Source organism: Sinorhizobium arboris LMG 14919 (assembly GCF_000427465.1).
GTDB classification, from domain to species: Bacteria; Pseudomonadota; Alphaproteobacteria; order Rhizobiales; family Rhizobiaceae; genus Sinorhizobium; species Sinorhizobium arboris.
Window position 1 is genome coordinate 1,176,724 of sequence record NZ_ATYB01000014.1, and the last position, 19,647, is coordinate 1,196,370.

Sequence of the window (19,647 nt, forward strand, 5' to 3'; positions counted from 1 at the left end):
GACAGATGGCTAAGAAGGAAGTTGCCAAGAAGACGGTTACCGTCGAACAGATCGGTAGCCCCATTCGCCGTCCTGCCGTGCAGCGTCAGACGCTCATCGGTCTGGGCCTCAACAAGATGCACCGGGTACGCACGCTGGAAGACACTCCGGCCGTTCGCGGCATGATCCGGGCCGTCCAGCACCTCGTTCGCGTCGTCGACGAGAAGTGAGGGGGATCCTGAAATGAAACTGAATGAAATCAAGGACAACGAAGGCGCGACCAAGAACCGCAAGCGTGTAGGGCGCGGTATCGGCTCGGGTTCCGGCAAGACCGGCGGCCGTGGCGTGAAGGGTCAGAAGGCGCGTTCGGGCGTCTCGATCAACGGCTTCGAAGGCGGTCAGATGCCCATCTACCGTCGCCTGCCGAAGCGCGGCTTCAACAACATCTTCGCGTCGGAATTCGTCGAAGTGTCGCTCGGCCGTATCCAGGCCGCAGTGGACGCCAAGAAGCTGGACGCATCCAAGACCGTCGACGCCGCCGCTCTGAAGGCTGCCGGTGTCATCCGCCGCGTCAAGGATGGCGTGCGCGTCCTTGCTGACGGCGAACTGAAGGCGAAGGTTTCGCTGGAAGTTGCCGGCGCCTCCAAGCCGGCGATCGAGAAGATCGAGAAGGCTGGCGGTTCCATCAAGCTGCTCGCCGCAGCTGCCGAATAAATATGACTGATGAACCGCCCGGGGTGCTTCACGCCGGGCGGTTTTGCTCCCATATGTGAGCCTCACGTCCAAGCGCAGCGAATCGCCTGCCGCGACGGGACATAACGGAAACCACGGTGAGGCATCCGATTGCAGCGACAATCGCCTCGCGCCTGGTTTTCAACGACGAAAACTGATTCCATCCGGAACGACCGGGATTTCCCGTGTTTCCGAGACTTGGTACGCGGAGAATTGCATGGCTTCTGCAGCGGAACAGCTCGCCTCGAACCTGAATTTTTCGACTTTCGCCAAGGCGGAAGATCTGAAAAAGCGCCTCTGGTTCACCCTTGGTGCGCTTCTGGTCTACCGACTTGGCACCTATATTCCGTTGCCCGGCCTTAACCCGGACGCATTCGCACAGGCGTTCCAGGGACAATCTGGGGGCATTCTCGGCCTCTTCAACATGTTCTCGGGCGGCGCAGTCGAACGTATGGCGATCTTTGCGCTCGGCATCATGCCCTACATCTCCGCTTCGATCATCGTGCAGCTGATGACGTCGGTCGTTCCGGCGCTCGAGCAGCTGAAGAAGGAAGGCGAGCAGGGCCGCAAGGTCATCAACCAGTACACCCGCTACGGCACGGTGCTGCTCGGCGCGATGCAGGCCTACGGCATTGCAGTCGGTCTCGAAAGCGGCAGTGGGCTCGTTAACGATCCGGGCTGGTTCTTCCGTATTTCCACCGTTATTTCGCTCCTCGGCGGCACGATGTTCCTGATGTGGCTCGGCGAACAGATCACGTCGCGCGGCATCGGTAACGGCATTTCGCTGATCATCTTCGCCGGCATCGTCGCCGCTCTGCCCTCGGCGCTTGCCGGAACGCTGGAGCTCGGCCGCACCGGCGCTCTGTCGACGCCTTTGATCCTTGCGATCATCGTCATGGTCGTCGCCGTGATCGCGCTGATCGTCTTTGTCGAGCGCGCCCAGCGGCGGCTGTTGATCCAGTATCCGAAACGCCAGGTCGGCAACCGGATGTTCCAGGGCGACACGTCGCACCTGCCGCTGAAGCTCAACACCTCGGGCGTGATCCCTGCTATCTTCGCATCGTCGCTGCTCCTGCTGCCGGCTACGCTGGCGGGCTTTAGCAACACCGCGACCATGCCGGGCTGGGCGACGACCATCGTCGGGGCGCTGGCTCACGGGCAGCCGCTCTATATAATCCTCTACGGCGCGATGATTGCCTTTTTCGCGTTCTTCTACACGGCCATCGTCTTCAATCCGAAGGACACGGCCGACAATCTGAAGAAGCATGGCGGGTTCATCCCGGGTATTCGTCCTGGCGAACGCACGGCCGAATACATCGACTACGTGTTGACGCGCATTACCGTTATCGGCGCGATCTACCTGGTCTTTGTCTGCATCCTACCCGAGATCCTCATCTCGCAGACGGGCGTGCCGTTCTACCTTGGTGGTACGTCGCTTTTGATTGTTGTCAGCGTGACCCTCGATACGGTAGCACAGATCCAGGGTCACCTCATTGCCCAGCAATATGAGGGGCTGATCAAGAAGTCGAAGCTGCGCGGAGGAAAGAGGGGACGATGAGACTTATTTTTTTGGGGCCGCCGGGCGCTGGCAAGGGTACTCAGGCCAAGCTTCTGACGGAGAGATACGGCATTCCGCAGCTTTCCACGGGGGACATGCTCCGGGCGGCCGTAGCTCAGGCGACCGAGGTCGGCAAGCGAGCGAAAGCCGTGATGGATGCCGGCCAGCTCGTCTCCGACGAAATCGTCAACGAGATCGTCTCCGACCGCATCGATGCGCCGGACTGCGCCAGGGGCTTCATTCTGGACGGCTACCCGCGCACGGTTCCGCAGGCCGTCGCGCTTGACCGGATGCTCGAAGACAAAGGTCTGAAACTCGATGCGGTCATTGAGTTGAAGGTCGATGAGGCGGCGCTTGTGCGGCGCATGGAGAATCGCGTAGCGGAAACCGTCGCGGCGGGCGGCACGGTGCGCTCCGACGACAATCCGGAAGCATTCCGTCGCCGCCTGCAGGAATACCGGGAAAAGACCGCGCCGCTTTCGGAACACTACGCCCGAACCGGCCGGTTGAAGACCGTGGACGGCATGGCGGACGTGACTACGGTTACTGCCGAGATCGAGAAGATTCTGGCATAGGCGCAGCCTTTGCCAAAATGGAAGCGCCGGGGAGTTGACTTTTCCGGCCGATTCCTCCAAAGACAGCGTCAACTCGCGACATGAGAAGCGATCGGCGCGGTCTTCAAGGAAATGAAGTCCGGGTACGGTCGTTTTTGACGTGTCTCGAACCTCAATCAACGTGCGGCTATTAAGGTCGCGTAACGAAGCACCTATTGCCTGTAGGCAACTGGAACGCAAGGAGAATAGACGTGGCACGTATCGCTGGCGTCAACATCCCGACCGCAAAGCGCGTTGTCATCGCGCTGACGTATATTCACGGGATCGGCACGAAATTCGCACAGGAAATCGTCGAAAAGGTCGGTATCCCGGCCGAACGTCGCGTGCATCAGTTGACGGACGCTGAAGTTCTTCAGATCCGTGAAACGATCGACCGCGACTATCAGGTTGAGGGCGACCTGCGTCGCGAGACCTCGATGAACATCAAGCGCCTGATGGACCTCGGCTGCTACCGCGGTCTTCGCCATCGTCGCGGTCTGCCGGTGCGCGGCCAGCGCACGCACACCAATGCCCGCACCCGCAAGGGTCCGGCAAAGGCGATTGCCGGCAAGAAGAAGTAATTTCCCGAAAAGGGAAAACGGGAGGCTGGCGCACGCGCCGGCCTCCTTTTGCAGTTTGGGAAGGGCAAGTGTCCGACCATCGCGACGGCCGTTACCGGCTCCGCGAAATGCCCGCGAAGCCGGTTTATTCGGCTGCCGCGAATTTGAAAGATGCAGGGTAGGGGACGACCAATCCTTTTCCCGGTGGAGCCGCTGGAATTACGGCGGTGCAGAGATCTAAGAAAGGGATCCTATGGCCAAGGAAGCCACCCGCGTTCGCCGCCGCGAGCGCAAGAACATTACGTCTGGCGTTGCACACGTCAATTCGTCGTTCAACAACACGATGATCACCATCACCGACGCGCAGGGCAATGCCATTGCCTGGTCGTCCGCCGGTGCGAAGGGTTTCAAGGGTTCGCGCAAGTCGACCCCGTTCGCCGCGCAGATCGCTGCTGAAGATTGCGCCAAGAAGGCCCAGGAACATGGCATGAAGTCGCTGGAAGTGGAAGTTTGCGGTCCGGGTTCCGGTCGTGAATCCGCTCTTCGCGCGCTCCAGGCTGCGGGTTTCATGATCACGTCGATCCGTGACGTGACCCCGATCCCGCACAATGGCTGCCGTCCGCGCAAGAAGCGCCGCGTCTGATCATCTGTATTCAACATTCCGGTGAGGACGTTCCGGCGTCCTCCCGGTCTTCGGGGCTCGGTTGTCACGATTGGATGGTGGCAACGAACGGAAGGCAGAAAACATGATCCAGAAAAATTGGCAGGAATTGATCAAGCCGAACAAGGTGGAGTTCGCCTCCTCCGGCCGCACCAAGGCAACGTTGGTCGCGGAGCCGCTTGAGCGCGGCTTTGGCCTGACGCTCGGCAACGCGCTTCGCCGCGTACTTTTGTCGTCGCTGCGCGGTGCTGCGGTAACCGCGGTTCAGATCGACGGCGTATTGCATGAGTTCTCTTCTATCCCGGGTGTCCGGGAAGACGTGACCGACATCGTGCTCAACATCAAGGAAATCGCCATCAAGATGGATGGCGACGACGCAAAGCGCATGGTCGTGCGCAAGCAGGGCCCGGGCGTTGTGACCGCCGGTGACATTCAGACGGTTGGCGACATCGAGATCCTCAACCCGAACCACGTGATCTGCACCCTCGACGAGGGCGCGGAAATCCGCATGGAGTTCACCGTCAACAACGGCAAGGGTTACGTACCGGCAGACCGCAACCGCTCGGAAGATGCGCCGATCGGCCTCATTCCGGTCGACAGCCTGTACTCCCCGGTCAAGAAGGTCTCCTACAAGGTGGAAAACACCCGTGAGGGCCAGGTTCTCGACTATGACAAGCTGACGATGTCCATCGAAACCGATGGCTCCGTCACCGGTGAAGATGCGATCGCTTTTGCGGCCCGCATCCTTCAGGACCAGCTGTCGGTCTTCGTCAACTTCGACGAGCCGCAGAAGGAAACCGAGGAAGAAGCGGTCACAGAACTCGCCTTCAACCCGGCGCTTCTCAAGAAGGTCGACGAACTGGAACTTTCCGTCCGTTCGGCCAACTGCCTGAAGAACGACAACATCGTCTATATCGGCGACCTGATTCAGAAGACCGAAGCAGAAATGCTCCGCACGCCGAATTTTGGTCGCAAGTCGCTCAACGAGATCAAGGAAGTTCTCGCTTCCATGGGCCTGCACCTCGGCATGGAAGTGCCGTCCTGGCCGCCGGAGAATATCGAAGATCTCGCCAAGCGCTACGAAGACCAGTACTAAGGCCGCACGCGTTCGAAAGAACGCGTAAAGCTGGCCTTAGAAGTTAACTGCGTATATTGCTTACCGCTTCAAGCCTTCGGCTCTCCGCGGGATATGCGCGACGTTTAAACTGCAGGCGGATGCCTGCAAGTAAAGGAGAATAGCCATGCGCCACGGTAAAGCCGGCCGCAAGCTGAATAGAACCGCCAGCCATCGCAAGGCGATGTTTGCCAACATGGCAGCTTCGCTGATCGAGCACGAGCAGATCGTTACGACCCTGCCGAAGGCCAAGGAAATCCGTCCGATCGTGGAAAAGCTCGTCACGCTCGGCAAGCGTGGCGATCTGCACGCCCGCCGCCAGGCGATCTCGCAGATCCGCGATGTTGCTGTCGTTTCGAAGCTGTTCGACGCGATTGCCTCGCGCTATGCCACCCGCAATGGCGGCTACCTGCGCATCATGAAGGCTGGTTTCCGCCAGGGTGACAACGCTCCGCTCGCCGTCATCGAATTCGTTGACCGCGATGTCGACGCCAAGGGCTCGAAGGACCGCGCTCGCGTTTCTGCAGAAGCCGAGGCGGCCGAAGCGGCCTGATTTCGTCAGAGCTGATCAAAGAATGAAAGCGGCCGGGTGCTGATCGCACCCGGCTGCTTTCTGTTGTGCGCCCGGCATGGGCGCATTCCTGCGGGTGGAGGCGGTGCCTCCCCGGGACAAGCGGCAACGAACGGCGAAGCTCTGGTGACCAAGGGGCGGCGGCGAGCCGCCCGGTGCGGACCCGCATGCCGGTCGTGTGGCAGGGGTGCGGTCACAACGACCGTCCCCTAGCCGATCGTTCTGTTCAAAGCAGAAGTCGATGTTCATCCCTGTGCCTGTCGCAGACGTGAGAGCAGCACGGAAGAGCTTTTGCAGCTCAAGGATTGGTCTGGCTGGATTGCAGTGACGGGCGCGGGAATGAGGGTCGGGCGTGTTGCGAGACCTTGGCCGGTGCGGCTCTTACCCAGTGGCACGTTGTGCCCTCAACCTGCTCTGGGCTGTGACCGCAACAGCGTGCCGCCCTGCCGTTTCCACCGCACATACCGCTTTCTGACGGCACGCCAGGCGACGAGTACCGCAACGAGGGACAGGTACAGCATCTGCTCGGGCCCAACGACCTTGACGGACATGGCGAAATGCAGCGCGCCCGCCAAGGCAATCACGTAGACCAGCCTGTGAAGCCGGTTCCACCGTTGCCCGAGGCGCCTTACAGACCAATTGTTCGATGTAACCGCCAGCGGCACGAGCAGCACGAGGGCGGCCATGCCGATGGTGATGAACGGACGACGAGCGATGTCGGCGAGGATTGCCGGGATGCGCAGCGTCTGATCCAGCACCATATATGTGAGGAAATGCATCAGCACATAGTAAAAGGCAAGGAGGCCCAGGGCGCGGCGATATCTGAGCCAGTTGACGCCGAAGAGGTCGCGAATGGGAGTGATCGCCAGGGTGGCGATCAGGAAGCGCAGGGCCCAGATGCCGAGCAGGTGCTCGAATTCCTTGACTGCATTTCCGGGCAGCCGACCGGTGGCCCCCAGATAGAAACCCCAGACGGCCGGCAGGAAGCCGATTACGTAGAGCGCCCAGATCGAGGGTCCGTGCAGTCGCTTCGGCAGGGCGGGAACGTTAGGCATCGTCAGAAGTTCACCCGCAGATCCATGCCGGCATAGAGGTTTGCCACTTCTTCCGCGTAGCCGTTGAAGGGTAGCGTATCGCGGCGGTTGGCGCCGAAGAAGCCGCCTTCGCCGATGCGGTTTTCGGTTGCCTGGCTCCAGCGTGGGTGATCGACGTCGGGGTTCACATTGGCATAGAAGCCGTATTCAGTCGGCCCGGCGAGATTCCAGGTGCATGGCGGAGGCGTCTCGGTCAGCGAGATACGCACGATCGATTTGATCCCCTTGAAGCCGTATTTCCACGGTACCACCAGGCGGATTGGTGCGCCGTTCTGGTTCGGCAGCGTCTTGCCGTAGAGCCCGACGGAGAGAATCGTCAGCGGGTGGCGGGCTTCGTCGAGCCTCAGGCCCTCCCGGTATGGCCATTCCAGCGGCTGGAAATAGCCGGACTGGCCCGGCATCTCCTCTGGGCGCACGACGGTTTCGAAGGCGACATATTTTGCGCTTCCGAGCGGTTCGACCCTGTCGAGGAGTGCGGCCAGTGGGAAGCCTATCCAGGGAATGACCATCGACCAGGCTTCGACGCAGCGCATCCGGTAGATCCGCTCCTCGAGAGGGAAGGCCAAGAGTTCCTCAAGGCTGAAGTCCCGCGGCTTGCCGACCAGGCCGTCGACCTTCACCGTCCAGGGCGCCGGTTTGAAATTTGCCGAGTTGGCGGCCGGGTCGCCCTTGCCGGTCCCGAATTCATAGAAGTTGTTGTAGCTCGTGGCGTCCTTTTCTGGCGTGGCAGGCTCATCGACCCTGTACGCGCTCTTGGATGCCGCGAGTGCAGCCGCGCGGCTGGGGCTGGGGGCGGCGAGCGCCAGGCTTCCAGCCGCGGCGGCCATGAATGTGCGGCGATGCAGGAAGAAGCGCTCCGGCGTAATTTCCGTAGCGGCGATCTTCGGGACGCGCGTGCTGGACATGGGTTCTCCTCGGTCATCATTCGACTTCTTCTAATACGCAGATGAGCAGAGTTTCGATCACCGGAAAAGGCTGGCGGGACCACGTTTTCGTGCGCGATTCGTGAACGCGGCCGACGCGAGCGGGGGCAGAAGTTCCGGCAAACGGCGCGGAATCTGTAATCCCATGAATTCCCTGAGGAAATGATGCGTCCTTGCGGTCACGTCTCGCCGATTTGTCCGGCGGCAGGTTTGCCTTTTTCCGCGCGAAATCCTATCTGAGCGTAGCAGCAACGAATGGGAGAATGCTTCATGATCTTCGGCCATAGAGCTCTCGCGGCTCTCGTCTTCGCTGTTGCGATTTCGACGCCTGCAATGGCCCAGGATGCCAGGACCGTGCCGCAGTCGCGGACGGAACTGCAGCTCTCTTTCGCCCCTCTCGTCAAGCAGACGGCGAATGCGGTCGTGAACGTCTATGCCGAGCGCGTCGTGGAGCGTCGCTCGATCTTCGCCGGAGATCCTTTCTTCGAGGAGTTTTTCGGCCAGCGCATGCCGAACCGAACCGAGAAGCAGTCGTCTCTCGGATCCGGCGTGATCGTCGGCCGCGACGGCCTGGTCGTGACCAACAATCATGTCATCGAGGGTGGTGACGACATCAAGGTGGCGCTTGCCGACGGGCGCGAGTTCCCCTGCAAGATCATACTCAAGGATGATCGCCTGGATCTGGCGGTCTTGAAAATCCAGTCAGACGGTCCGTTCGACATTATCCCGATCGGTGATTCCGACGCGGTGGAGGTTGGCGATCTGGTGCTGGCGATGGGCAACCCCTTCGGCGTCGGGCAGACGGTGACGAGCGGTATCGTTTCGGCGCTCGCCCGCAACCAGATTTCCAACGGTGATTTCGGCTTCTTCATCCAGACGGATGCGGCCATCAATCCGGGCAATTCCGGCGGCGGTCTGATCAACATGAAAGGCGAGTTGATCGGCATCAACACCGCGATTTTTTCCAGAGGCGGCGGTTCCAACGGCGTGGGCTTCGCCATTCCCGCAAACCTGGTCAAGGTTTTCGTCGCCTCCGCCGAAGGAGGAAACGGCTCGTTCGTCCGTCCCTTCGTCGGCGCTACCTTCGAACCGGTGACCTCCGATGTGGCCGAGGCGCTTGGGCTCGAGCGGGCGCGCGGTGCGCTGGTGACGGCGGTCGTTGCAGGCGGTCCGGCCGAGAGCGCCGGCATACGCCCCGGGCAGGTGGTCACCGCCGTCAACGGCATACCGGTCGAACATCCCGATGCGCTCGGCTATCGTCTGACGACTGTCGGGATCGGTCACGAGGCGCGCGTGACGATTTCGGAGAACGGCGATTTACGCGATATCACCCTCAGGCTCGAGCGGGCGCCGGAAACGCAGCCGCGCGACGAACGGCTGATCGAAGGGCGTAATCCCTTTGCCGGCGCTGTCGTGGGAAATCTCTCGCCGCGGCTCGCCGAAGAGTTGCGCATGCCCACGTCGCTGCAAGGCGTGGTCGTCACAGAGGTCAATCGCGGCTCGCCGGCTGCACGCATCGGCCTCGAACCGAAAGATATCGTTCGTTCGGTCAACGGGACGCCAATCGACAGCTCGAAAACGCTCGAAGGCGTCCTGGCGGAGGATGCCTCCTTCTGGCGCGTCGAGATCGAACGTAACGGCCAGATCATCCGTCAGTTCTTCCGATGAGCGATCTCTTTGCCCCCCACGAGCCTCCGGAGATGGCCTCGGCAAGGCCGCTTGCCGATCGGCTGCGCCCGCGGACATTGGCGGAGGTCACGGGTCAGGAGCATCTGACGGGCGCGGACGGGGTGCTCACCCGGATGATCGGATCCGGTTCCCTCGGCTCGATGATCTTCTGGGGCCCGCCGGGAACCGGCAAGACAACGGTAGCCCGTCTGCTCTCCGGCGAGGCCGGCCTCGCCTTCGAGCAGATCTCGGCAATCTTCTCCGGCGTTGCGGATTTGAAGAAGGTATTCGAGGCCGCCCGCGCCCGGCGCATGTCGGGGCGCCAGACGCTGCTTTTCGTCGACGAGATTCACCGGTTCAACCGGGCGCAGCAAGACAGCTTCCTGCCGGTGATGGAGGACGGCACCGTCATTCTGGTCGGTGCTACCACCGAGAACCCGTCTTTCGAGCTCAACGCTGCGCTTCTGTCGCGCGCTCGCGTGCTGACGTTCAAGCCGCATGACGAAGCCAGCCTCGAGGAACTGCTGAAGCGGGCCGAGGCGGCCGAGGGCAAGCCGCTGCCGCTGGACGACGATGCGCGCGCCAGCCTGATCCGCATGGCGGACGGGGACGGCCGCGCCGTGCTGACCCTTGCGGAAGAGGTATGGCGGGCGGTGCGCCGGGATGAGATGTTCGATGCCGCGGCGCTTCAGGAAATCGTCCAGCGCCGCGCACCGGTTTACGACAAGGGCCAGGATGGCCATTACAATCTGATCTCGGCCCTCCACAAATCCGTTCGCGGGTCCGACCCGGACGCTGCACTCTATTATCTTTGTCGAATGTTCGATGCCGGGGAAGATCCGCTTTATATCGGCAGGCGGCTGGTGCGGATGGCGGTCGAGGATATCGGCCTCGCCGATCCGCAGGCACTGGCGATCTGCAACGCCGCCAAGGACGCCTACGACTACCTCGGTTCGCCGGAAGGGGAACTGGCTCTTGCCGAGGCCTGCGTCTATCTTGCAACCGCTCCCAAGTCCAATGCGGTCTACACCGCCTACAAGGCCGCGATGCGCGCGGCCAAGGAACATGGTTCTCTGCTGCCGCCGAAGCATATTCTCAACGCTCCGACGAAGCTGATGAAGGGGGAAGGCTACGGCGACGGCTATCGCTACGATCACGACGAGCCAGACGCGTTCTCAGGACAGGATTATTTCCCCGAGAAAATGGGAAGAAAAACCTTCTACGATCCGCCGGAGCGCGGCTTCGAACGTGAAATCCGCAAGCGGCTGGAGTGGTGGAGCAAACTACGGCGCGACCGGCATTCGTGAGCTTCAGCTCTTTCCGCAGCGCAAGGCTGCCGTGCCATACGGCGCCTTGCTGCCCGCGCGGGCCTGTGGCATAGGTGTGCAACATCGCAGACGGCTGCACGGATCGAAAAGATCCGCACTTCCGCGGGGACGGCCTCGCTCCACACGAAGGAGTTCGAAATGGCCTGGTTCACGCTGCTGCTCGCTGGAATTCTCGAAATCGGCTGGGCGATCGGTCTCAAATACACGGATGGATTTACGCGGTTCACGCCGACCGTGCTGACGGTCGGCTCGATGATCCTGAGCGTCGTTCTACTCGGCATCGCAGTGCGTTCGCTGCCGCTCGGTACGGCCTATGCGGTCTGGACCGGGATCGGTACCGTCGGTACGGTCATTCTCGGTATCGTCCTGTTTGCAGAACCCGCAACGGCCATGCGTCTCGGCTGTATCGGCCTGATCGTCGCGGGCATCGCCGGGCTGAAGCTCGTCGGCTGAGGGCAACCACCGAAATTCTGCCCCCCATCCGGCCTGCCGGCCACCTTCTCCCCGCATGCGGGGAAGAGGGCTAGGGTGATTGGGCGAGCGCGCCGCAAGGCGTCACACCAGTCGCCCTCGTCCTATTTCAGCGCTTCGAGCACGGTGGCGGCAGCCAGCATTTCCTGCCAGCGGTTTTCCCGCCGTTTGAAAGCTTCCTCGTCGGTTCCCCACTGGTCGATCTGCCAATCCTCGTCCACATGAGCGGCGGCCCATGCCTCTTCGGCCGAGAGCCTGCCCATGGCGAGGGCTAGAGCGAGCAGGGCCGATCCGGTCAGGCTGGTAACCGTATGGAGGCAGGCGAGACCGAGGGGTGTCGCAAATGCGCGCAGGCCCTCGGCAAAGGCCGAGATCGCCTCGCGCGGTTGTTCCTGGTGGATGACGCCTTCGATGAGAATGAAGCGGGCGCCGAGCGTCCGGGCTGCCCAGTCGAGGACCGGGTTCCACTGGTCGTTCTGCCGTGCGACGAGCTCCCTCGGACTATCGGCCCGGTAGCACAGGAGATCGCTGCCGGCGAAACGGAGAATATCGTCGAAGACTGCACGATCGTCGAGCGCAACCCCGTCGATCGCTGTATTGGCGATCCGGGTGAGGGGCATTGCCGAAGGGTCGATCACTTCGGTCTGGGCGTTCCACTCGGCTGCAAGCAGCCCGGCGAGCTTTTGCGTGGGGACGGAGAGCGGTCGCCTCGCCGGTGTGCGCACCGGTCTTCCGTCGAGATGCACGGTGTAGCCGCTGTCATCGGCCGGTGCGGCGCTCGCCTGCTTGTAGAAGCGTTTCGGCAGCGGTTTCTGCATCTGGATCTGGGCCCTGCGCACCGGATCGTCGTGGCTCAGCGCAGCGCTCAGTTCGTCGCGAATATCAGGCATGGTTACAATCCATCCATTCGATTATATCTGCCGGCACGCGGGCGATGTGGTTCGCGCCCGACTCCATCAGTTCCGGCACGCTGGCGTAACCCCAGGCGACGCCCAGGGCACCGGCGCCGGCTGCCTTGGCCATCTGCATGTCGTAGATCGCGTCCCCGATGACGATCGTGTCGCTCGGGTCGATACCGGCTTCCGCACAGCACTCCGTCACCATGGCCGGATGCGGCTTCGAGGGGCAGTCGTCCGCAGTGCGGGAGACGAAGAAAATCTTGTCGAAGCCGTGCGTCGCCGCGATATGCATGAGACCCCGCCTCGATTTGCCGGTGACCGCACCGATCAGCAGTTCGTCGCGACCAGCCAAGGTCTGCATCATCTCTGCAATGCCCGGAAACAGCGCTTCGCTGCAGCCGGGTTCGCCTCGTACCGAAGCGAATATAGACTTGTAATGCGCCGTCATTGCGGTCGCCCTGCTGTCGACGTGTTGCTGCCCCATGAGCCTGGCGATCGCGATGTCGAGCGTGAGGCCGATAATCGTCTTGGTCGCATCCTTTGTCGGTCGCTCCAGATCGAAGGCCTCGAAGGTACGGGCCATCACCTCATGGATCAATCCGGCGCTGTCGACGAGCGTACCGTCGCAATCGAAAAGGACGAGCTTCATTACTCTTCCTCGCCGGCGGCGTTTTCGTCGAAGCCGAGCAGGTTCCAGCTCTGCACCATGTGCTGGGGCAGGGGGGCCGTGACCTTCAGCCGACCGCCGTTCGGATGCGGAATGTCGATGTGTCTGGCGTGGAGGTGGAGCCGGTTCTGCATGCCGCCGGGAAAGGTCCAGTTGATGTCCGCTTCGAAATATTTCGGATCGCCGATGATCGGATGCCCGATGTGAGCGGCGTGGACACGCAGCTGATGCGTGCGGCCGGTATAGGGTTCCATCTCCAGCCAGGCGAGGTTCTGGCCGGCCTGCTCGACGATCCGGTAGAAGGAGATGGCGTGGTCGGCGCCATCCTCCCCATGTTTGGCAATCCGCACGCGGTCGCCGTCCGGCGTCTGTTCCTTCACGAGCCAGGTGGATATCTTGTCTTCGCGCCTGCGCGGGACGCCCTTGACCAGCGCCCAATAGGTCTTCTTCGTATCGCGTTCGCGAAACGCCGCGGTCAGCTGCTGCGCAGCTCCGCGCGTGCGGGCTATGACGAGAACGCCCGACGTGTCACGGTCGAGACGATGGACGAGCCGCGGCTTTTCGCCCTTCTGGCTGGTCCACGCCTCGAGCATCTTGTCTATGTGCCGATTGACGCCCGAACCGCCCTGAACGGCGAGTCCGGCCGGCTTGTTGAGCACGATGACCTTGGCATCCTCATGCAGCACCATACGCGACAGAAGCTCGCCGTCCGAGGACTGACGCAGATCCCGGCCTCCGATCGGACCGGATTTGACTTCCTTGGAGTCCACGCCGAGCGGCGGGATGCGGATCGTCTGACCCGGTTGTACGCGCGTGTCGGATTTTGCCCGCGCCCCATCCACGCGGATCTGCCCGGACCGCAGCAACTTCTGCAGCGGCCCGAAGCCCAGTCCGGGGAAATGCACCTTGAACCAGCGGTCGAGACGCATTCCCGCCTCGTCGCTGTCCACTTGCCTGTGTTCAATGCCCGCCATTTGCAGAAATCCGCTTACTCTTCTTCAAGGGCTGGCTTTAGACCATTGCGCGCATCAGGGCCAGCCCGGCGAACACGGCAAGCAGCGAAAGACCGACGCTCGCCACCGCATAGGCGAGGCCGCTCGTTGTGTGGCCGTGTTCCAGAAGGGTGATCGCGTCGAGCGAGAAGGCCGAGAAGGTCGTGTAGCCGCCCAGCACGCCGGTGATCAGGAACACGCGCATTTCCGGCGAGGCACCCATCTTGTGCATGACGAATTCCGCCAGGAAGCCGATCAGAAAGGAACCCGTGACGTTCACGAACAGAGTCCCCCAGGGAAAGGCCGGGCCGGCGCGTTGCAGCATCCAGAGGCCGACGAGGTAGCGCAGGATGGAGCCAAGGGCACCGCCGGCGCCGACGAGGAGGATATGGTTCATCAAATCATTCCGATCGGAGAAGGCCGTAGCATGTCAGCCGAGCCTCTCGGCATGCCATTTCAGGTGGTCGTCCATGAAGGTCGAGATGAAATAATAGGAATGGTCGTAGCGCTCGTGCATCCGGAGCGTCAGGCCGATTCCCGTTCCTTTGACGGCTTCCTCGAACAGCCAGGGGCGCAGACCGTTTTCCAGGAAGCTGTCGGCCTTGCCCTGGTCTATCAGGAATTCCGGGAAGCGCGCGCCATCCTCGACGAGGGCGCAGGCATCGTATGTCCGCCAGGCGGCCTTGTCGGAGCCGAGATATTTTTCGAAGGCACCGACCGACCAATCGGCGGAAGACGGCGCGACGATCGGCGCGAAGGCGGAGCAGCTCTTGAAACGCTCGGGATTCTTGAGAGCGATCGTCATGGCGCCATGTCCGCCCATCGAGTGGCCGAAGATGCCCTGACGGCTCATATCCGCTCGGAAATGCTGGCCGACGAGGGCCGGGAGCTCCTCGGTGACGTAGCTGTACATCTGATAGTGCTCGGCCCAGGGCTTCTCCGTTGCGTCGAGATAGAAGCCGGCACCCTTGCCCATCTGCCAGTTGGTGAGCTCATCCGGAACGTCTGCACCCCTTGGGCTCGTGTCCGGGCAGACGATGATGAGTCCAAGCTCCGAGGCCATGCGCCGGTATTCACCCTTGTCCATGACATTGGCATGGGTGCAGGTGAGGCCGGAGAGATACCAGAGGACAGGACGAGGTTCCGTAATTGCCTGCGGCGGGACAAAGACGGCGAAGGTCATTTCGCCTTTGCACGCCGTCGAATCATGGGCGTAGACGCCCTGCATGCCGCCGAAAGCGGTGTTTTGCGAGATTACTTTCATCTTTGGCTCCTGAATTCATGGGGGGGCGCCTGCAAGCTGGACCGCGGCATTGACGGCAGCGGCGACGAGCACCGTGTTGAAGAAGAACGAGACGATGGCGTGCATCAGGTTGACGCGCCGCATCGCCGTTGTCGTGATCGCGACGTCCGACGTCTGCGCCGTCATCCCGATGACGAAGGCGAAGTAGAGGAAATCCCACCCGCCGGGGCTGTCGGTTTCCGGAAAGGCGAGACCGCGCGCTGCGGGATCGATACCGGGCTCATCGCGGCCGGCAAGCCAATAGAGATGAGCATAATGCAGCGACGCCATGGTGTGGATCGTCGTCCAGCCGAGCGCAACCGCTGCGAAGGCGATGGACAGTCCGACGGCGCCGCCTTCGCCGGTGCGGTTAAGCGCGAGGAACAGAGCCACCAGCGAAGTGGCCGCGGCAACCAGCGTCACGAGGAAGATGATCGGCTCCGGCTCGCCGGTGTCCCGCGCATTGGCCTGGAGATAGCTGCCGGTAAGCCTGGGAAGCCGCAGGGCAGTGATCGACAGATAGACAAGGAAAAAGAGGATGGCGGCGACCTCGATCGCTTCTGCGTGGAAAAACGCAAAACCGATCGGCAGACTAAGCAACCCGCCCGTCAGGGCGAGATAGAACGGCCAGTGCCGCAGGCCTGCCTTCCGATCCATACGCGCCTCCGTTCGCCGGCTCTACCTTTTTACGCGTCGGCAGAGTCGGTCAAGCGTTTCGAGAAAGGCGGAGCGGTCGCGGGAGGTGAGGGCGGCGTTATAGCCTTTGCTTTCGCCGGTTTCCCTGAGATGGGCCGAAAGGTCGCGCATCGCGGACGCCATGCCGATGTTGCTCTCGTCGAAGACGCGCCCGGTCGGACCGGTGACGAGTGCTCCGGCGCCGACACAACGTACGGCGAGCGGCACGTCGGCGGTGACGACGATATCGCCGTCCCCGGCGCGTTCGGCGATCCAATCATCGGCGGCGTCGAAACTCGTCGACACGATGACGTTATGAACCATCGGATCGCGCGAGGGGCGCAGGCCTGAATTGGCGACGAAGGTCACCTCCAGACCATGGCGTTCGGCCACCTTCAGGATTTCCGGCTTTACCGGGCAGGCATCGGCATCGACATAGATCATGGGGAACGACTTCCGGAGGCCAAAAAAGCGCCGGAATCAACTATTTCCGGCGCTTCCCTGACCGAGACTGCGAACTCAATAGAGGACCACCGAGCGGATGCTTTCGCCGGAATGCATGAGTTCGAAACCTTTATTGATGTCCTCGAGGGGCATGGTGTGGGTGATCATCGGATCGATCTCGATCTTGCCCTCCATGTACCAGTCGACGATCTTCGGCACGTCGGTGCGCCCGCGCGCGCCGCCGAAGGCGGTGCCCATCCAGGTGCGGCCGGTGACGAGCTGGAACGGCCGGGTCGCGATCTCCTGGCCGGCGCCGGCAACGCCGATGATCACCGACTTGCCCCAGCCGCGATGCGAGGCTTCGAGCGCCTGGCGCATCACGCGGGTGTTGCCGGTGCAGTCGAAGGTGTAGTCGGCGCCGCCGATCTGGTCGGCGCCGCGCTTCGTCAGGTTGACGAGATAGGGCACGATGTCGTCGCCGACCTCCTTGGGATTGACGAAATGGGTCATGCCGAACTTCTCGCCCTAGGGCTTCTTGTCGTTGTTCAGGTCGACGCCGATGATCATGTCGGCGCCGGCGAGGCGAAGCCCCTGGATGACGTTGAGACCGATGCCGCCAAGGCCGAAGACGATCGCCGTCGAACCGATCTCGACCTTGGCGGTGTTGATCACCGCGCCGATGCCGGTGGTGACGCCGCAGCCGATGTAGCAGATCTTGTCGAAGGGGGCGTCCGGATTGACCTTGGCGACGGCGATCTCCGGCAGCACGGTGAAGTTCGCAAAGGTCGAGCAGCCCATATAGTGGTGGATCTTGTCGCCATTGAGCGAAAAGCGCGAGGTGCCGTCCGGCATCAGCCCCTGCCCCTGGGTGGCGCGGATGGCGGTGCAGAGATTGGTCTTGCGGCTGAGGCAGGAGGGGCAGGAGCGGCATTCCGGCGTATAGAGCGGGATGACGTGGTCGCCCTTCTTCACACTGGTGACGCCGGGACCGACGTCGACGACGATGCCGGCGCCCTCATGCCCGAGGATCGCCGGAAACAGCCCTTCCGGATCGGCCCCCGAAAGCGTGAAATCGTCGGTATGGCAGATGCCGGTCGCCTTCACCTCGACCAGAACCTCGCCGGCCCTGGGGCCCTCGAGCTGCACGGTCATGACCTCCAGCGGCTTGCCGGCTTCCAATGCCACCGCGGCGCGTACATCCATCTCTCTACTCCATTAAGCTAACATCAGGCGGGCGACCGTCATACAGCGCCGATCGCCGCCGCCAAGAGGAAAAATCCTTTGCAATCACCGAACGTCCTGTTCCAGGCGTTCGAATTCCACCTCTAGTGCCGCAATTGCCTCGGTGGTTTGTTCATGCAGCTTCTTGATCATATCAAGCCGCTTGCGAAGCTCGTCTCCCGATGTACCTGCAGCGCTGTCGTCCGGTGCGCGGCCGATGCCGGCCATCAGCCAGGCGGGCGTGACCCCAAGCACGCCGGCCAGCATGAAAAGGCGATTGGCCCGAGGCTCGGCGCGGTCGCGTTCCCAGGAGGAAATGGTGTCGTTGCGGACGCCGAGCTTGGCTGCGAGCTCCTTCGTAGAGAGTCCCGCCGCGTCACGCGCTCTCCAGATCCGGCCGCCCAGCGTATCGCCGTCTCCTGTCCGGCTCAGACGTGCAATCGCATTCTCGGTTGATAACAGCATGGTAGCTCCTTTCGCCTGTTGTCGTTGTCGGGCGCTGGGGCACCCTGACTGCCCGCGGTGGGGCGAAGGTGAAGGAAGCTTATAGGCTTTTCCTGACGCATGGGGCAATGCGAAGCGGCAAAAAGGCGGCCAAAAGCGGCTTTTCCGCCGTTTCCGGGCTATCTGCTGTGATACGGCCTGTCGCAACGGAGCCGGAGCAATGTGGCCGCGCAGCCCTGCTATTCGTTCTCCATGCGAGTCGGGCCCAAGACCTTTTCGAAGGCCTCCTTCAGCCGGATATCGACGTCGGCCATCATGACCGGCAGGCCGAGATCGACGAGGCTGGTGACACCATAGCCGCGAATTCCGCAAGGCACGATGCCGCCGAAATGCTCGAGGTCCGGATCGACATTCAACGACAGTCCATGAAAGCTCACCCATTTGCGCAGGCGAATGCCGATTGCAGCGATCTTGTCCTCCGCCATCGAACCGTCCGGGAGCGGCGGCTTTTCCGGGCGGCGCACCCAGACGCCGACACGATCCTCACGGCGTTCGCCCCTGACGTTCATGGAATCGAGCGTGGTGATGACGACGCTCTCGAGTGCGGCGACAAAGCTGCGGACGTCCTGGCGTCTGCGCTTCAAATCGAGCATGACGTAGACGACCCGCTGCCCGGGACCGTGATAGGTGTATTCGCCGCCTCTTCCAGTTGCGAAAACCGGGAAGCGATCCGGCATCACGAGGTCGGCGGCGTTGGCGCTGGTGCCTGCGGTGTAGAGCGGCGGATGCTCGACCAGCCAGACCAACTCGTCTGCGGTGCCGGCCGCGATCGCTGCCGCCTCCCGCTCCATCGTCTCGACGGCCTGTGGATAATCCACGAGGGAAGGCGCAATGCGCCAGCGCACCGGCGGTGCTTCGGGCGGTGCGAACATGCTCTGGACAAGATCTTCGCGTTGCATGGGAACCTTGAGAATGCTGATTTTTCCGGCCTCTACATGGGGCTGTCGACGGCAAGAGTCCAGCGTTTCCAGTGCTTCGCCAAGGGCCGATCGAAATAGTTTCGTTTCTCGTCAAATTTCTGTCGTCATGCACTTGTGCACCCGGAATCCTTTTGCTACATGCAGCCCCGCCGACGCAATCGGCACCTACCACGATGCGGTCGTGGCGGAATTGGTAGACGCGCAGCGTTGAGGTCGCTGTGGGGCAACCCGTGGAAGTTCGAGTCTTCTCGACCGCACCATCTAAGATGAAGAAGCCCCCGTAACCAGATGGTTTCGCGGGTTTTTTTATTTTAAATCCTCTTTCACGACGTTGTTGCTGGACGCGATAGGGCGCGAGGGCTATTCTCTCCCTTACGGCGCGCAATAGCTCGGCGTCATGCCTCGGGCCACAGCGTCGTCCAGATCTCTGCTCCGTGCCGATGCGGAGCGCCCGCCAGCGCATCGGCATGGCGGTGCCCGATCACGAAATCACCGCCCTGCATGACGTTGTTGATGGCTAAATTCGTGGAATCGCAAAAAAAAAGTCGGCGAATGAGCAGGGACAAGTTATGATTCGCCTGTCATGACGGATTCGCGAGAAGCGCCGGCATGATAGGGTGACAGAGCGACGAGTCTTGCGGAGTGCGCCTCACGACTTTCACGAGGCGCCGATCGGTCGGTCCCGAACTGATAAGCGGATGTTCGTCGCTGGCTGCTGCTTCGGTATCCGTTTCAGTGTCGGTTATGTGAAGGAACTTTGAAGCTAGGAAAACCGTTCACCTGAAGCAGAT

Annotated in this window: 23 protein-coding genes, 1 tRNA gene and 1 pseudogene; 12 read left to right on the forward strand and 13 right to left on the reverse strand. The window is 62.0% G+C overall.

What is annotated here, in order from left to right; translation table 11 throughout:
- Positions 1–5: 5 nt before the first annotated feature.
- From rpmD to rplQ, 8 genes are all read left to right on the forward strand, one after another.
- Entirely contained in the window at positions 6–209 is a 204-nt protein-coding gene (gene rpmD / locus SINAR_RS0116805) for a 50S ribosomal protein L30 (protein WP_026617379.1), read from the forward strand.
- A gap of 13 nt (positions 210–222) precedes the next feature.
- Positions 223–693 carry a 50S ribosomal protein L15 gene (rplO, locus tag SINAR_RS0116810; RefSeq protein ID WP_028000164.1) on the forward strand — a complete coding sequence of 157 codons (471 nt, stop codon included), beginning with the start codon at positions 223–225 and terminating at the stop codon, positions 691–693.
- 235 nt (positions 694–928) lie between these two features.
- A complete protein-coding gene (gene secY / locus SINAR_RS0116815) occupies positions 929–2,269 on the forward strand; it encodes a preprotein translocase subunit SecY (protein WP_028000165.1) in 1,341 nt (446 codons plus the stop codon).
- A complete protein-coding gene (locus SINAR_RS0116820) occupies positions 2,266–2,844 on the forward strand; it encodes an adenylate kinase (RefSeq protein ID WP_028000166.1) in 579 nt (192 codons plus the stop codon). The genes secY and SINAR_RS0116820 overlap by 4 nt, the downstream gene beginning before the upstream one ends.
- Positions 2,845–3,074: 230 nt before the next feature.
- Entirely contained in the window at positions 3,075–3,443 is a 369-nt protein-coding gene (gene rpsM, locus SINAR_RS0116825) for a 30S ribosomal protein S13 (RefSeq protein ID WP_011975187.1), read from the forward strand.
- A 232-nt stretch (positions 3,444–3,675) separates the two neighbouring features.
- Positions 3,676–4,065: a 30S ribosomal protein S11 gene (gene rpsK, locus SINAR_RS0116835; RefSeq protein WP_003536496.1), complete on the forward strand. Its 390-nt coding sequence runs from the start codon at positions 3,676–3,678 to the stop codon at positions 4,063–4,065.
- A gap of 103 nt (positions 4,066–4,168) precedes the next feature.
- On the forward strand, positions 4,169–5,179 hold the full coding sequence (locus SINAR_RS0116840; protein ID WP_003536494.1) for a DNA-directed RNA polymerase subunit alpha: 1,011 nt from the start codon (positions 4,169–4,171) through the stop codon (positions 5,177–5,179).
- 145 nt (positions 5,180–5,324) lie between these two features.
- Positions 5,325–5,750: a 50S ribosomal protein L17 gene (rplQ, locus tag SINAR_RS0116845; protein WP_003536492.1), complete on the forward strand. Its 426-nt coding sequence runs from the start codon at positions 5,325–5,327 to the stop codon at positions 5,748–5,750.
- A 422-nt stretch (positions 5,751–6,172) separates the two neighbouring features.
- Here the strand turns inward: rplQ and msrQ are convergent, their stop codons facing one another.
- Positions 6,173–6,823 carry a protein-methionine-sulfoxide reductase heme-binding subunit MsrQ gene (gene msrQ / locus SINAR_RS0116850; RefSeq protein WP_028000167.1) on the reverse strand — a complete coding sequence of 217 codons (651 nt, stop codon included), beginning with the start codon at positions 6,821–6,823 and terminating at the stop codon, positions 6,173–6,175.
- A 2-nt stretch (positions 6,824–6,825) separates the two neighbouring features.
- Positions 6,826–7,767, reverse strand: a complete 942-nt coding sequence (gene msrP / locus SINAR_RS0116855; RefSeq protein ID WP_028000168.1) for a protein-methionine-sulfoxide reductase catalytic subunit MsrP — start codon at positions 7,765–7,767, stop codon at positions 6,826–6,828.
- 288 nt (positions 7,768–8,055) lie between these two features.
- Here msrP and SINAR_RS0116860 point away from each other — a divergent pair, with 288 nt between their 5' ends.
- The 3 genes from SINAR_RS0116860 (at position 8,056) to sugE (ending at position 11,234) form a co-directional block, all read left to right on the forward strand.
- Positions 8,056–9,453: a DegQ family serine endoprotease gene (locus tag SINAR_RS0116860; protein ID WP_028000169.1), complete on the forward strand. Its 1,398-nt coding sequence runs from the start codon at positions 8,056–8,058 to the stop codon at positions 9,451–9,453.
- A complete protein-coding gene (locus tag SINAR_RS0116865; RefSeq protein ID WP_028000170.1) occupies positions 9,450–10,760 on the forward strand; it encodes a replication-associated recombination protein A in 1,311 nt (436 codons plus the stop codon). The genes SINAR_RS0116860 and SINAR_RS0116865 overlap by 4 nt, the downstream gene beginning before the upstream one ends.
- Before the next feature lie 159 nt (positions 10,761–10,919).
- Positions 10,920–11,234, forward strand: a complete 315-nt coding sequence (gene sugE / locus SINAR_RS0116870) for a quaternary ammonium compound efflux SMR transporter SugE (protein WP_028000171.1) — start codon at positions 10,920–10,922, stop codon at positions 11,232–11,234.
- 122 nt (positions 11,235–11,356) lie between these two features.
- On the opposite strand, the gene SINAR_RS0116875 is transcribed toward sugE, so the two are convergent.
- The 10 genes and pseudogenes from SINAR_RS0116875 to lipB all read right to left on the reverse strand — a co-directional run bounded on the left by SINAR_RS0116875 (position 11,357) and on the right by lipB (position 18,835).
- Positions 11,357–12,142 (reverse strand): ATP12 family chaperone protein, encoded by a 786-nt coding sequence (locus SINAR_RS0116875; protein WP_028000172.1) that lies wholly within the window; start codon positions 12,140–12,142, stop codon positions 11,357–11,359.
- Positions 12,135–12,800 (reverse strand): HAD-IA family hydrolase, encoded by a 666-nt coding sequence (locus tag SINAR_RS0116880; RefSeq protein ID WP_028000173.1) that lies wholly within the window; start codon positions 12,798–12,800, stop codon positions 12,135–12,137. Before SINAR_RS0116880 ends, SINAR_RS0116875 begins: the two co-directional genes overlap by 8 nt.
- Positions 12,800–13,792, reverse strand: a complete 993-nt coding sequence (locus SINAR_RS0116885) for an RluA family pseudouridine synthase (protein WP_028000174.1) — start codon at positions 13,790–13,792, stop codon at positions 12,800–12,802. The genes SINAR_RS0116880 and SINAR_RS0116885 overlap by 1 nt, the downstream gene beginning before the upstream one ends.
- Positions 13,793–13,829: 37 nt before the next feature.
- Positions 13,830–14,207, reverse strand: coding sequence for a fluoride efflux transporter CrcB (gene crcB / locus SINAR_RS0116890; protein WP_028000175.1), 378 nt, complete (start codon positions 14,205–14,207; stop codon positions 13,830–13,832).
- Between the two features lie 33 nt (positions 14,208–14,240).
- Positions 14,241–15,074: an S-formylglutathione hydrolase gene (gene fghA, locus SINAR_RS0116895; RefSeq protein ID WP_028000176.1), complete on the reverse strand. Its 834-nt coding sequence runs from the start codon at positions 15,072–15,074 to the stop codon at positions 14,241–14,243.
- A 15-nt stretch (positions 15,075–15,089) separates the two neighbouring features.
- Positions 15,090–15,749 carry a DUF1345 domain-containing protein gene (locus SINAR_RS0116900; protein WP_028000177.1) on the reverse strand — a complete coding sequence of 220 codons (660 nt, stop codon included), beginning with the start codon at positions 15,747–15,749 and terminating at the stop codon, positions 15,090–15,092.
- A gap of 21 nt (positions 15,750–15,770) precedes the next feature.
- Positions 15,771–16,211, reverse strand: a complete 441-nt coding sequence (locus tag SINAR_RS0116905) for a YaiI/YqxD family protein (RefSeq protein WP_028000178.1) — start codon at positions 16,209–16,211, stop codon at positions 15,771–15,773.
- 75 nt (positions 16,212–16,286) lie between these two features.
- Positions 16,287–17,414, reverse strand: a pseudogene (locus SINAR_RS01000000133585) (S-(hydroxymethyl)glutathione dehydrogenase/class III alcohol dehydrogenase).
- Between the two features lie 84 nt (positions 17,415–17,498).
- A complete protein-coding gene (locus tag SINAR_RS0116915; RefSeq protein ID WP_028000179.1) occupies positions 17,499–17,897 on the reverse strand; it encodes a helix-turn-helix domain-containing protein in 399 nt (132 codons plus the stop codon).
- A gap of 218 nt (positions 17,898–18,115) precedes the next feature.
- The gene (lipB, locus tag SINAR_RS0116920) at positions 18,116–18,835 is read right to left on the reverse strand and encodes a lipoyl(octanoyl) transferase LipB (RefSeq protein WP_033057480.1); all 720 of its coding nucleotides are present in this window, start codon (positions 18,833–18,835) and stop codon (positions 18,116–18,118) included.
- Between the two features lie 196 nt (positions 18,836–19,031).
- On the opposite strand from lipB, the gene SINAR_RS0116925 reads away from it, so the two are divergent.
- Positions 19,032–19,116: transfer RNA gene (locus tag SINAR_RS0116925), tRNA-Leu, on the forward strand.
- A gap of 135 nt (positions 19,117–19,251) precedes the next feature.
- Here the strand turns inward: SINAR_RS0116925 and SINAR_RS1000000137395 are convergent.
- Positions 19,252–19,422, reverse strand: a complete 171-nt coding sequence (locus SINAR_RS1000000137395; RefSeq protein ID WP_167333605.1) for a hypothetical protein — start codon at positions 19,420–19,422, stop codon at positions 19,252–19,254.
- Positions 19,423–19,647 lie beyond the last annotated feature (225 nt).